Here is a 13302-nt window from a genome sequence, read left to right as displayed (position 1 = left end):
TAACCTAACTAATTGCTTATGAAAAAATAACTAAAATGAACAAATTCACCGCTAACCATACCAGAGTGAAGAACTGCTTTATAGCCCGCCACTACTGAAAAAAAACGCTATTTACACATCGCTCGTCAATTATTGTGATCTTCATGACGGTAGCCCGCCCACCAACTTAACAGATTAAGCAAAGTTAATAGCGTTCCTGCGGCGCAGACGCCATACCAGCCGGCGAAATGATAAGCTGTGGCGGAGAGCAGAGAGCCTGCCGCGCCGCCGATAAAATAACTGGTCATATAGCCCGACGTCAGCCGGTTGCGCGCTTCAGGCAGACGGCGGTAGATCACGCTCTGGTTGGTGATATGTACGCCCTGTACCGCCAGATCGAGCAGGATAATCCCGGCGATCAGGGCCAGCAGGGAGTGCGCGCCCAGCGCGGTCAATCCCCATGAGGCCAGCATCAGCAGCAGGCCGATCGTCGTGGTCAGGCGCGCCTTGCCTCTGTCCGCCAGCGAGCCCGCCTGACGCGCCGCCAGCGCGCCGGCTGCGCCCGCCAGGCCCAGCAGGCCGATTTCGCCTTCTGTATAGTTCCAGGGCGGCGCGGCCAGCAGAAAGGCCATGGATGTCCAGAGCACGCTGAAGTTAGCGAAAGAGAGGCAGCCGATAATCGCGCGGGTGCGGATCACGCGCGTGCTGGCATACAGACGGAAAATAGAGCCGAGCAGCTGCGGGTAGCTGAGATCGACCGTCTGGCGATAGCGCGGCAGGCCGCGCCACAGCGCCAGCGCCATCAATACCATCAGCACGCTCGCCACCCAGAACACCGCGCGCCAGCCGCCCAGCTGCGCCAGCGCGCCGGCCACGGTGCGCGCCAGCAAAATACCGAGCAGCAGGCCGCTCATGACCGTGCCCACCACTTTGCCGCGTTTTTCCGGGGCGGCGAGAGTGGCGGCCAGCGGCACCAGCAGCTGCGCCACCACGGAAAACAGGCCGGTCAACGCGGTGCCCAGCAGCATCATGCTCAGTTGCGTGGAGAGCGCGGTAATTACCATGCCGCCCGCCGCCAGTAGGCTCATGCCGACAATCAGGCCGCGGCGCTCCAGGCGATCGCCCAGCGGCACCAGCAGCAGCAAACCGGCGGCGTAACCGAGCTGCGCCGTGGTGACAATAAAACCGGCCTGATTTACCGACAGATCGAAGCTGCGGGCAATGGTTTCCAGCAGGGGCTGGGCGTAATAGTTGCAGGCAACCGCCAGACCGGTGGCGACGGACATCAGGGCGACCAGCATCGGACTTAGCCCGCGTGTCGTTGAATTCATAAGCAATAAGCGTGGTTGATAAATCGTCGCGGCTAATAATAACCCAAAAAACTATTTCATTGTTGGACGCATTTAACAGGACATACCAGTTCCCTTTACGTTCTCACCGTATGCAACGCCCGATCCGGCTGGCGCTGCACGGCAAATAATAAAAAACGGGCAACATTTGTCGCCCGTTTCATTAACCTGAAAATGCTTACTGCGCAGCAGATTTTGCGTCTTCAATCCATTTATTAAACAGCGCCTGATGGGCCTTTATCCAGCCATCGACGTGGGCATTAATCGCCTGTTCTGAAGATTGCCCCTGGTGCATGCGCGCATTCTGCGCATTGATATCGGTAATGGGCAGCTTCATCTCAGCGAACAGACGCGCCGCCGCCGGATTCTTCTCCGCCCAGGCTTTGTTAGCGACGATATGCATGGTGTTGACCGGGAAGCCATAGTTGGCGCCGTTGGGAAGCTGGGTGTCGACGTCCTTCTGCGCGCCTGGCATCGAGGAGAACGGCACCTGTAACCAGACCACATCTCTGCCCGGCACCAGCACATCGCTGATCCAATAAGGCGTCCAGGTGTAGTAAAGGATCGGTTTCCCCTGTTTATAGCGAGCTATGGTGTCAGCCATCATCGCCGCGTAGTTGCCCATATTCGGCTCGACGGTTTGGCTCAGGCCGAACGCCTGGTTCTGGTGCAGGATCACCGTCTCGCAGCCCCAGCCCGGCGCGCAGCCGGTCATATCCGCTTTGCCGTCGCCGTTGGCGTCGAACAGCGCCGCCAGTTTTTTATCTTTTAGCTGATCGATGCGGGTGATGTGATATTTCTCGGCGGTTTTTTTATCGATCAGATAGCCCTGCGCCGCGCCGGTCACGTAGGTTCCCTGGCGGTAAAAGGCTTTGTCGCCGCCAGCGGCGTTATACATATCGTCATGCAGCGGCTGCCAGTTCACGGCGGTGAAGGTGGCGTCGCCGGAGGCCAGCGAGGTATAGCCGACGTTGTAATCGACCTCGCTGGGCTTCTCGACGCGGTAGCCCAGCTGCTCCAACGCGCGGCTGACCAGCAGCGTCTGGAACGCCTCTTCGGAAATGGTGCTCTGCACCGGCTTGACGGTAATGCCGGCGCCCGGCAGATCGGCGGCGGAAATCTGTGCGGCGGCCAGCGTCGTCAGGGCGGCGGCCAGAATAGCGCTTATACGCATAGCGAGTCCTCGTGGTGTTGGTTTGTCAGGAAGGCGGCGCAGCGGGGCGCCGCCGGGGACTTATTTAATAAAAGGGCGGGTCAACAGGCCCAGCGGACCGGTGGCGTACCAGCGTCGGTTGCCGCGGCTGCGGCGGTCGCGTCCCAGCGACTGGGTAAGGCGATCGAGAATGATCGCCAGAATAACGATGCCGACGCCGCCAACCGTGGCGAGGCCCATATCAAGGCGGCCAATGCCGCGCAGCACCATCTGACCCAGGCCGCCGACGGCGATCATCGAGGCGATCACCACCATCGACAGCGCCAGCATCAGCGTCTGGTTTATGCCAGCCATAATCGTCGGCATCGCCAGCGGCAGTTGCACCTTAAACAGCATCTGACGCGGATTGGCGCCGAACGATTCCGCCGCTTCGATCAGATCCGCCGGCACCTGCTTAATGCCGAGCACTGTCAGACGCACCACCGGCGGCAAGGCGAAAATAATGGTCACCACCACGCCGGGCACGTTGCCGATGCCGAACAGCATCACGATCGGCACCAGATAGACAAAGGCGGGCGTGGTCTGCATGGCGTCGAGCAGCGGCCGGATCACGCGGGCGGCGCGTTCGCTGCGCGCCAGCCAGATGCCGAGCGGCAGGCCGATGACGATGCAGAACAGCAGGGCGGTCAGCACCAGCGCCAGCGTTACCATCGCCTGCGACCAGGCGCCGATGGCGCCGATCAACACCAGCGACACCAGCGTGGCGATGCCCATGCCTGCGCTGGAAAACTGCCAGGCAATCAGGGCGAACAGCACGATCGCCACCGGCGCCGGCATGCCCAGCAGCATCTGCTGAAAGGCACTGAGGATATAATCTACCGGCACGCGAATGCCCTGAAACAGCGGACGAAAATGACTGACGACCCAGTCGATGCCGTGCGTCACCCAACTGTCGAGCGGGATCAGCGTATGGTGGAAAGGGTCCATCACATTGAACTGTTCCGGCTGCGGCGTCGGCGCGCTGTTCAGCCAGTCGCTGCTGGCTGCGTCGTGACCGCCTGTACTGGCGGGCGACCCCCAGGCGTCGCCTGAAGCGGCCGGTGCGGCGTCGCCTGAAGGGGCGCTGCCCCAGGGATCGCTCGCCGCGCTATCAACGGCCGTCGGCTGTGCGGCGTCGTTAGCGTCAGCCTGCGCTGCGCCGTTTTCCCACGGATTTGTTGTTGCCTGACTCATGGTTGATTCCCCTCGCGATCTAATGCCTGCAGCAGCGTGCCTTTTGAAATAACGCCGATGTAGTGATTCTCCTCGCCGACAATCGGCACCGCGCAGGGCGCCTGCGCCACATGCGACAGCAGTTCGTTCAGAGAGGTATCGCCGGATACGGCGGCGGGCGAGGGAAGCAGCGCGGCGTCAAGGCTCGCGCCCGCGGCCAGCGCCGCCTTCAGCGAATCGGTGGAAACCACGCCGATAAACCTTTGTTTTTCCAGCACGTAGCCATATTCGCGGTCTTCATCCTGCAACAGCTTAATGGCCGATCGCGGACCGAAGCCGGGCGCTTTGCGCATCAGGGAGCTGGCGTTGCGGCGGGCGATATCTTTGGCGCTGAAAACGTGGCTGATGTCGACGCCGCGGAAGAAGGTGCGCACATAGTCGTTGGCGGGATTATTCAGGATCTCGTCCGGGGTGCCGACCTGTACCACTTCGCCGCCCTGCATAATGGCGATGCGATCGCCGATGCGCATCGCTTCATCAAGATCGTGGGAAATAAAAATAATGGTGCGCTGATGTTTCGCCTGTAATTTTACCAGCTCATCCTGCATCTCGGTGCGGATTAAAGGATCGAGCGCGGAAAACGCCTCGTCCATTAATAAAATATCGGGATTGATCGCCAGCGCGCGCGCTAATCCCACACGCTGACGCATGCCGCCCGATAATTCATCGGGCCAGGCGGCGGCGTAATTTTCCAGTCCCACCTGACGCAGCGCCTCCAGCGCTTTTTCCTGCCGCTCTTTCAGCGGCACGCCGGCTAACTCCATGCCGAAGGCGGTATTATCCAGCACGCTCATATGCGGCATCAGCGCGAAAGACTGAAACACCATGCTGATCTTATTTCGCCGCACGTCGCGCAGCTCGCTTTCCGATATTTTGGCGATATCGACGCCGTCGATAATCACCTGACCGCGGGTCGGCTCTATCAGACGATTGAGAAGGCGAACCATGGTGGATTTGCCTGAACCAGACAGCCCCATGATGACAAATATCTCGCCTTCTTCAATGGCCAGACTGGCGTCTTTTACGCCCAACGAAAGTCCGGTTTTTTCCAGCAGCACATCTTTGCTGATACCTTTATCGATATATTTAAAAGCGCGTTCAGGATTTTCGCCAAATATTTTATACAGGTTTTTTGCTTCTAATTTAATTGCCATGCAATATAACTGTCCTGGTTAGTTAATTTTCTGATGGGTTTTATTTCCTGGTGAAATTAAAGCGGCCTATACCCTAGCATACTGAGAATCTCAGGCAACCCTTTGCACGGCGCGTTCGGTCTCATATTGGGACGCGGATCTCGCCTTACGCCAATCAGGGTAAGGGCTGAGCGCAAATAATTTTTGGGTGAAAAAAACGAGATTTTCTGCAAAGAACGAGGGCGGTCGGCGCTTATTTTCAGCGGAAAAAAGGATAAAATGGCAAGGGGCCAACGGAATGAATTAAATTACTTTCGGTGGGATTGTTCAGTGTGAAATAAATAATATTAATGCTAATGACGGAAATACAATAAAGCGGGGCATTATCGCGCCCCGTTAATATTCAGAAGTCCCAATCTTCATCTTCGGTTTCAACCGCTTTTCCTATCACATAGGAAGAACCGGAACCGGAGAAGAAATCGTGATTCTCGTCGGCGTTAGGCGACAGTGCGCTCAGGATCGCCGGATTCACCTGGGTCATCTCCGCCGGGAACACTGCCTCATAGCCTAAGTTCATCAACGCTTTATTGGCGTTATAGTGCAGGAAGGTCTTTACCTCCTCCTGCCACGGCGTATCGCCATACAGCGCCTCGGTATAGGCCAGCTCATTCTCGTAGAGCGCCATCAGCAGATCGACCGCGAACTGCCGCAGCGCCTCACGCCGCGCCGCGTCCGCCAGTTGCAGCCCTTTCTGATACTTGTAGCCGATGTAGTAACCGTGCACCGCCTCGTCACGAATAATCAGCCGGATCAGATCGGCGGTGTTGGTCAGCTTGCCGCGGCTCGACCAGTACATTGGCAGCCAGAAGCCGGAATAGAACAGAAACGACTCAAGGAACACGCTGGCGATCTTCTTCTTTAGCGGGTCGTCGGCGCAGTAGTGCTGGTGGATCAGGTTCGCCTTATTCTGTAACGGCGTGTTCTGTTCGCTCCAGGCATAAGCCGCATCCACCTCGCTAACCGGGCAGAGCGTGGAGAAAATCGAGCTGTAGGAGCGCGCATGTACCGCCTCCATAAAGCTGATATTGGACATCACCGCCTCCTCGTGCGGCGTCAGCGCGTCGCGCATCAGCGCCGGCGCGCCGACGCCGTTTTGCACAGTGTCCAGCAGCGTCAGACCGGTAAAAACGCGGATGGTCAGCTGCTGCTCTACCTTGCTCAGCGTATGCCAGGCGGGCAGATCGTTAGAGAGCGGCACTTTTTCCGGCAACCAGAAATTACTGGTCAGACGGTTCCAGACCTCTAAATCTTTGTCATCTTCGATGCGGTTCCAGTTTATCGCCTGGATGCGTTTTAAGGTTTGCATAATCTTGTCACTTCCATTTACAGCGAGCAGGAGACGCAGCCCTGCACCTCGGTGCCTTCCAGCGCCATCTGCCGCAGGCGAATGTAATACAGGGTCTTGATCCCTTTCTTCCAGGCGTAGATCTGTGCGCGGTTGATATCGCGCGTGGTGGCGTCGTCGCGGAAAAAGAGCGTCAGCGATAGCCCCTGATCGACATGCTGCGTCGCTTCGGCATAGGTATCGATAATCGCCTCCGGGCCGATCTCCCAGGCGTCGCGCCAGCTGTGCGCATTCTCGTTGGTCATAAAGGGGGCCGGGTAATAGACGCGCCCGATTTTGCCCTCTTTACGGATCTCAATGCGCGACACAATAGGATGAATGCTTGAGGTGGCGTGGTTGATATAGGAGATGGAGCCGGTTGGCGGCACCGCCTGTAAATTCTGGTTATAGAGGCCGTCACGCATCACCGCCGCGCGCAGCGCCTGCCAGTCCGCCTGGTCGGGCAGACGAATATTGGCGTCGGCGAACAGTCGGGCAACGCGTTCAGTGCGTGGCAGCCACACCCGCTCAATATATTTAGTGAAATAGTCGCCGCTGGCGTAGCGCGATTGCGCAAAGCCGCCGAAGCGCTGTTGCCGCTCGCGCGCCAGCTGGTTTGAGGTGCGCAGCGCGTGGTAAGTGACGCAATAAAAGTAGAGGTTGGTGAAATCGAGCGCCTCCGGCGAGCCGTAGGCGATGCCTTCGCGCATCAGATAGCCGTGCAGATTCATCTGCCCCAGCCCGATGGCGTGCGATTGCGCGTTGCCGTGCGCCACCGACGGCACCGAACGGATATCGCTCATATCGGAAACCGCGCTCAGCCCGCGCACCGCGATCTCCACGGTGCGCGCCAGGTCGCCGGAATCCATGGCGTGCGCAATATTCAGCGATCCGAGATTGCAGGAGATATCTTTGCCGATGCGCTGATAGCTGAGATCCTCGTGATAGCGCGACGGGGAGTTGACCTGCAAAATCTCCGAGCAGAGGTTGCTCATATTGATGCGGCCCGCCACCGGATTGGCGCGGTTTACCGTATCTTCGAACATCACGTAGGGATAGCCCGACTCAAACTGGATCTCCGCCAGCGTCTGGAAAAAGGCGCGCGCGTTGATAAAGGTTTTACGGATGCGTCTGTCCGCCAGCATCTCCTCATAGCGGTCGCTGATGCTGATATCGGCGAAGGGCTGGCCGTAAATACGCTCGATGTCGTAGGGTGAAAAGAGCGCCATCGGCTGATTGTCTTTCGCCAGCCGGAAGGTAACGTCCGGGATCACCACGCCCAGCGACAGTGTTTTAATACGGATCTTCTCGTCGGCGTTTTCCCGTTTGGTGTCGAGGAAACGCAAAATATCGGGATGGTGCGCATGCAGATACACCGCGCCGGCGCCCTGGCGCGCGCCCAGCTGATTGGCGTAGGAGAAGGCGTCCTCCAGCATTTTCATCACTGGGATCACGCCGGAAGACTGGTTTTCGATGCGCTTGATCGGCGCGCCCGCCTCGCGCAGGTTGGAGAGCAGCAGCGCCACGCCGCCGCCGCGCTTTGACAGTTGCAGCGCGGCGTTAATCGCGCGGCCGATCGACTCCATATTGTCTTCGATGCGCAGCAGGAAGCAGGAGACCAGCTCGCCGCGCTGCTGTTTGCCGCAGTTCAGGAAAGTGGGCGTCGCAGGCTGGAAGCGGCCGGACAGCATTTCTTCCAGCAGCGCGGCGGCCAGCGTACGGTCGCCCTGCGCCAGCGTCAGCGCCACCATGCAGGCGCGATCGGGGAAATCCTCCAGGTAGCGTTTGCCGTCGAAGGTTTTCAGCGCATAGCTGGTAAAGAACTTCCAGGCGCCGAGAAAGGTCTGGAAACGGTAGCCCCAGCCTGCCGCCTGCTCAAACAGCTGGCAAACGAATTCAAACGGGTAAGCGCTCAACACCGCGGCTTCGTAATAGCCTTCTTCGACCAGATAGCGCAGGCGCGCCGCCGTCGAGCTGAACGTCATGCTGTTGGGCAGCACATGTTGCAGATAAAACTGGCGCGCCGCCTCACGATCCTTATCGAACTGGATATGGCCCTGCGCGTCATACAGGTTAAGCATGGCGTTAAGCGCGTGGTAATCGGGCGCGACGGCCGTCGGCGCTAGTTCAGTGCTGTCTGTCGTTGCCAAAATTGGATTACTCCCGTTTTCACGTTGGCGATATCGTCTGCGGTTCCCATTAGCTCGAAGCGGTACAGCCGGGGAACCTGACATTTTTGCGCAATGATGTCGCCAGCCAGGCAGAAGCCCGCGCCAAAGCTGCGGTTGCCTGCGGCAATCACGCCGCGCAGCCAGCGCCGGTTGGCTTCATCATTCAGAAACTGGATCACCTGGCCTGGCACCGCGCCGCGCGCGCCGCCGCCGCCGTAGCTCGGCACCACCAGGATAAACGGCTCATCCACCCGCAGGCGCTGCTGTTTATCCAGCGGAATGCGCCGCGCCGGCAGGCCGAGCCGGGTGATAAAACGGTGCGTATTCTCCGACTGGCTGGAAAAGTAGACCAGTGGATGCATGGCGCTTACTCCTGCGCCAGCGTCGGCTGCGCCAGACGCATGATTTTGTCGGGACGGAATCCGCTCCAGTGCTCGTTATCTGCCATCACCACCGGCGCCTGACGGTAGCCGAGCGCCATCAACTTCTCGGCCGCTTCCTGCGTCTCGTCCAGATTGACCAGTCGATAGCGCAGCCCCTGCTTATCCATCATGTTTTTCGTGGCGTCGCACTGCATGCAGTTATGCTTAGTGAAAATGGTAATGATCATGATTCGTATTTCCTTCTTGCATTCTGATACGCTACCCTGAACGGTGCAACGCAGCGATGGAACAGGCTTCTGGCACTCTATGTTGTGTTTGTCCTATGAATTAAATACTAGATGTAGCGTTTTTGTTTTTCAACCATGCAAAATCCAGGCTTAAAGTCGAGCCTTGATGTAGGGCGCGTCAGCGCCGGGTTGGAGGCAAAAAAATTTTTTCAGGAGGATTTGTTGCGGTGAAAGCGGGACGGGGAAAAGAGCGTTTCGAGGCTGAACGACACTTATTCAGTCATAAGCGATGCACTGCTGCCGCCGGAATAACGGCGGCGACGGCAAAAAAAAGCCCGCGCGCGGCGGGGAGAGAACAGGACAGCAGGAAAGATTAACGGCGGGAGGCGAGCAGCGCGCCGATAAAAATACCCACTGCGGCGCTGACGCCTGCGCCGTGCCACGGCTTATCATGAATCCAGTTATCCACCTGACGGCCAGCGTCGCGTGCCGCCTCGGTGACGCGGTTGCGGTTGTGCATTTTCACGCGCGTCTCTTTCAGCAGCGTCTCCGCTTTGTTACGCGCCGCGTCGATATCATCCTGCGCTTTGCCGCCGTAGGATTTCAGCAGATCATCCAGCGTATCCGCCAGGACAGAAACATCCTGGTGAATATCCACTTCGTCATTTTTCATTGTTTGTTTAAACATTTTCTCATCCCTTTGCTGAATAACGTAATACTTAGTGTAGACCATCCACCGCAAGCGCAGCGCGAAACGCCGCCAGCGGCCGCCTTTCTGATAATTCTGAATGCCCATGGCCGCCGCGCTGTTGTAAGGTTGCGAAGCTTTATAAGAATGAGAGGATTGAGCATGTATTTACGACCAGATGAGGTGGCACGCGTTCTGGAAAAAGCGGGGTTCGAAATGGACACCGTGACGCCGAAAACCTATGGCTATCGCCGCGGCGAAGATTATGTTTACGTTAACCGCGAAGCGCGCATGGGAAGAACCGCACTGGTCATTCATCCGACGCTGAAAGAAAAAAGCCTGAACTACGCCGATCCGGCGTCGGAAATTAAAACCTGCGATCACTATACGCGTTTCCCGATGTACCTGATGGGCGACAGCCAGGATCACTACGGCATTCCGCACGGTTTCAGCTCACGCGCCGCGCTGGAGCGCTACCTGCAAAGCATGTTTGATTAATTCCGTTTTCGTCTCCGCGTCTGCTCACTACCGCCGCTCCCCGTAACCGTTCGCCTTACGGGGAAGCCCCCTCTATGCGCCCGTCCGGGCGGCCGTTGCGTTTCACCGTTTGCATTCTGCTGCCGGGGCAGGTATAAAACCTGCCACATTTAGAAGTTTAGACGTCCATACGGATAGACAACCATGCAGTCAGAACAGCCGCAGGGCGGCCAATTTAAACGCAGTATGAAAGCGCGCCATCTGGTGATGCTCTCTTTGGGCGGTGTGATCGGCACCGGCCTGTTCTTCAACACCGGCTATATTATCTCCACCACCGGCGCGGCGGGCACGCTGCTGGCTTACCTGATCGGCGCGCTGGTGGTCTGGCTGGTGATGCAGTCGCTGGGCGAGCTGTCAGTGGCGATGCCGGAAACCGGCGCGTTTCACGTCTACGCCAGCCGCTATCTCAGTCCGGCCACCGGCTATGTCGTCGCCTGGCTCTACTGGCTCACCTGGACAGTAGCGCTCGGCTCCAGCCTGACGGCGGCCGGTTTCTGCATGCAGTACTGGTTTCCGCAAACTTCGGTCTGGCTCTGGTGTCTGATCTTCTGCATCGCCATCTTCCTGCTTAACGTCGTTTCGACGCGCTTTTTCGCTGAAGGGGAGTTCTGGTTTTCGCTGATCAAAGTGATCACTATCCTTGCCTTTATTGTGCTGGGCGGCTGCGCGGTGTTTGGTCTGATCCCGTTAAAAGACGGCACGCCCGCGCCGTTTTTCCATAACCTCACCGCTTCCGGCTGGCTGCCGCACGGCGCGCTGCCGATCTTGATGACGATGGTGGCGGTGAATTTTGCTTTCTCCGGCACCGAGCTGATCGGCATTGCCGCTGGCGAAACGGAGAACCCGCAGAAAGTGGTGCCGATGGCGATCCGTACCACGGTGGCGCGGCTGATCATCTTTTTTATCGGCACGGTGCTAATCCTGGCGGCGCTGATCCCGATGGATCAGGCGGGCATCGTGAAAAGTCCGTTCGTGCTGGTATTCGAAAAAATCGGCATTCCCTGGGCGGCGGATATTTTTAACTTCGTGATCCTGACCGCCATTCTGTCGGCGGCCAACTCTGGTCTTTACGCCTCCGGGCGCATGCTCTGGTCGCTCTCTAACGAAGGCACGCTGCCGCGCTGCTTCTCGCGCCTGACGCGCCGCGGCATCCCGCTGGTGGCGATCGTCGCCAGCATGCTGGGCGGCCTGCTGGCGCTCTTTTCCAGCATTGTCGCCGCCGATACCGTCTACGTGGCGCTCTCCGCCATTTCCGGCTTTGCGGTGGTCGCGGTCTGGCTCAGCATCTGCGCCTCGCACTACGCGTTTCGCCGTCGCTACCTGCGCGAGGGCGGGAGGCTGGACAGGCTGAAATATCGCGCCCCCTGGTTCCCGCTGACGCCGATTCTCGGTTTTGCGCTCTGCCTGCTGGCCTGCGTCGGGCTGGCCTTCGATCCTGAACAACGCATCGCGCTGTGGTGCGGTTTACCCTTTGTGGCCCTCTGCTATGGCGCTTATTATCTGACTCAACGCAACAAGCGGGAACGCGCTAAGGAAACGGAACATGCTGTTTGACCCGATTGCCGATCTGCTCCAGCGCCGCGGCGCGCTGATCCTCGACGGCGCGCTGGCGACCGAGCTGGAGGCGCGCGGCTGTGTGCTTACCGATGCGCTCTGGTCGGCGAAAGTGCTGCTGGAAGATCCGCAGCTGATTTATCAGGTGCATTACGACTATTTCGCCGCCGGCGCGCAATGTGCCATTACCGCCAGCTATCAGGCGACGCCGCAGGGCTTTGCCGCGCGCGGTCTGGACGAGGCGCAGGCGTGCGCGCTGATCGCGCGCAGCGTCGAGCTGGCACAGCGGGCGCGGCAGGACTATCTGGCGGATCATCCGCAGGCGGCGCCGCTGCTGGTGGCAGGATCGGTCGGGCCGTACGGCGCGTTCCTCGCCAACGGCGCCGAATATCGCGGCGACTATGCGCTGCCACAGGACGAAATGATGACATTTCATCGTCCGCGCATCGCGGCGCTGGCGGCGGCAGGCGTCGATCTGCTGGCCTGCGAAACGCTGCCTTCTTACGCCGAGCTGGAAGCGCTGACGGCGCTGCTGACGGCGGAATATCCCACGCTGCCCGCCTGGTTCTCCTTTACCCTGCGCGACAGCGAGCACCTTTCCGACGGCACGCCGCTGGCGCAGGCGGTCGCGCTGCTGGATCGCTGCCCGCAGGCGGTGGCGCTGGGCGTTAACTGCATCGCGCTGGAAAAGGTGACGCCCGCGTTGACGGCGTTGCGCCGCCTGACGTGCAAGCCGCTGCTGGTCTATCCCAATTCCGGCGAGCAGTATGACGCGGTCAGCAAAACCTGGCACAGCGCTCCGGCGGGCTGTGCGTTGCAGGATAAGTTGGCGGAGTGGCGTGAGGCGGGCGCGCAAATCATTGGCGGCTGCTGCCGCACCACGCCGCAGGATATTGCCGCGCTCGCCCATCGCTGCCGCGCGCAGTGATCTTCTTCGGGCCGGAAAGGATATCGGCCCTAAGGAAAAACGGCGCGCTGCCGATTAGACTATTACCCAACCGTAGAAAATCAGGAAAGCGTATGAAACGCCTGTTACTGGCGCTGGCGGCCGCCTCGCTGCTCAGCGGCTGCGCCACTATTGTCGGCTCGGAAACGCAAAGCGTGCGCATCGACTCCATCCCGCAGGGCGCGACCTTTGTCGTGCAGGATGAAACCGGTCGTCCCGTGGCGGAAGGCGTGACGCCGAAAACCGTCGAGCTGGCGAAATCCAACGGCAGCTACTTCGGCAAAAAGAGTTATCTGGTGATGCTCGAGCGTCCCGGCTATGTGCCGTTGACGCTGCGGCTGAAAGAGAAGGCGAACCTCTGGTATATCCTCGGCAACATTCCGCTGGGCGGCTTCCCCGGCTGGCTGTTGGTCGACCCTTTTTACGGCGGCATGTATAACATCGAACCGGCGACGGTTCAGCCGGTGATCAATCGCGTCGGCGCGCGCGCCGGCTGATCCCCCGCGCCGACGTTGCGGTCGGCGCG

At 59.2% G+C, this 13302-nt stretch carries 13 protein-coding genes; 4 read left to right on the top strand and 9 right to left on the bottom strand.

What is annotated here, in order from left to right:
• Window positions 1–125: 125 nt before the first annotated feature.
• The 9 genes from C2E16_RS16315 to C2E16_RS16275 form a co-directional block, all read right to left on the bottom strand.
• Window positions 126–1310 carry an MFS transporter gene (locus tag C2E16_RS16315; protein ID WP_104951576.1) on the bottom strand — a complete coding sequence of 395 codons (1185 nt, stop codon included), beginning with the start codon at window positions 1308–1310 and terminating at the stop codon, window positions 126–128.
• Window positions 1311–1506: 196 nt separating this feature from the next.
• Window positions 1507–2502 (bottom strand): glycine betaine/L-proline ABC transporter substrate-binding protein ProX, encoded by a 996-nt coding sequence (gene proX / locus C2E16_RS16310; protein WP_084971346.1) that lies wholly within the window; start codon window positions 2500–2502, stop codon window positions 1507–1509.
• A 60-nt stretch (window positions 2503–2562) separates the two neighbouring features.
• Entirely contained in the window at window positions 2563–3714 is a 1152-nt protein-coding gene (gene proW / locus C2E16_RS16305; protein WP_084971348.1) for a glycine betaine/L-proline ABC transporter permease ProW, read from the bottom strand.
• A complete protein-coding gene (gene proV, locus C2E16_RS16300) occupies window positions 3711–4907 on the bottom strand; it encodes a glycine betaine/L-proline ABC transporter ATP-binding protein ProV (RefSeq protein ID WP_084971349.1) in 1197 nt (398 codons plus the stop codon). The genes proW and proV overlap by 4 nt, the downstream gene beginning before the upstream one ends.
• A gap of 382 nt (window positions 4908–5289) precedes the next feature.
• Window positions 5290–6252, bottom strand: a complete 963-nt coding sequence (gene nrdF, locus C2E16_RS16295) for a class 1b ribonucleoside-diphosphate reductase subunit beta (RefSeq protein ID WP_084971352.1) — start codon at window positions 6250–6252, stop codon at window positions 5290–5292.
• A gap of 17 nt (window positions 6253–6269) precedes the next feature.
• Window positions 6270–8420 carry a class 1b ribonucleoside-diphosphate reductase subunit alpha gene (gene nrdE, locus C2E16_RS16290; protein WP_257152229.1) on the bottom strand — a complete coding sequence of 717 codons (2151 nt, stop codon included), beginning with the start codon at window positions 8418–8420 and terminating at the stop codon, window positions 6270–6272.
• Complete coding sequence (gene nrdI, locus C2E16_RS16285) at window positions 8393–8803, bottom strand: class Ib ribonucleoside-diphosphate reductase assembly flavoprotein NrdI (RefSeq protein ID WP_084971354.1); 411 nt, start codon at window positions 8801–8803, stop codon at window positions 8393–8395. The genes nrdE and nrdI overlap by 28 nt, the downstream gene beginning before the upstream one ends.
• 5 nt (window positions 8804–8808) lie before the next feature.
• On the bottom strand, window positions 8809–9051 hold the full coding sequence (gene nrdH, locus C2E16_RS16280; RefSeq protein ID WP_038624592.1) for a glutaredoxin-like protein NrdH: 243 nt from the start codon (window positions 9049–9051) through the stop codon (window positions 8809–8811).
• A gap of 373 nt (window positions 9052–9424) precedes the next feature.
• Complete coding sequence (locus C2E16_RS16275) at window positions 9425–9739, bottom strand: DUF883 family protein (RefSeq protein WP_038629900.1); 315 nt, start codon at window positions 9737–9739, stop codon at window positions 9425–9427.
• Between the two features lie 162 nt (window positions 9740–9901).
• On the opposite strand from C2E16_RS16275, the gene C2E16_RS16270 reads away from it, so the two are divergent.
• From C2E16_RS16270 to C2E16_RS16255, 4 genes are all read left to right on the top strand, one after another.
• The gene (locus C2E16_RS16270) at window positions 9902–10237 is read left to right on the top strand and encodes a DUF2002 family protein (protein WP_038624593.1); all 336 of its coding nucleotides are present in this window, start codon (window positions 9902–9904) and stop codon (window positions 10235–10237) included.
• Window positions 10238–10420: 183 nt separating this feature from the next.
• Window positions 10421–11830, top strand: coding sequence for an S-methylmethionine permease (gene mmuP / locus C2E16_RS16265; RefSeq protein WP_084971356.1), 1410 nt, complete (start codon window positions 10421–10423; stop codon window positions 11828–11830).
• On the top strand, window positions 11820–12758 hold the full coding sequence (gene mmuM, locus C2E16_RS16260) for a homocysteine S-methyltransferase (RefSeq protein WP_038624595.1): 939 nt from the start codon (window positions 11820–11822) through the stop codon (window positions 12756–12758). Before mmuP ends, mmuM begins: the two co-directional genes overlap by 11 nt.
• Before the next feature lie 92 nt (window positions 12759–12850).
• Window positions 12851–13273: a hypothetical protein gene (locus tag C2E16_RS16255; protein ID WP_038624596.1), complete on the top strand. Its 423-nt coding sequence runs from the start codon at window positions 12851–12853 to the stop codon at window positions 13271–13273.
• Window positions 13274–13302 lie beyond the last annotated feature (29 nt).

Source organism: Mixta calida (assembly GCF_002953215.1).
Lineage (GTDB): Bacteria > Pseudomonadota > Gammaproteobacteria > Enterobacterales > Enterobacteriaceae > Mixta > Mixta calida.
This window is presented reverse-complemented; position numbering and strand designations above follow the sequence as displayed.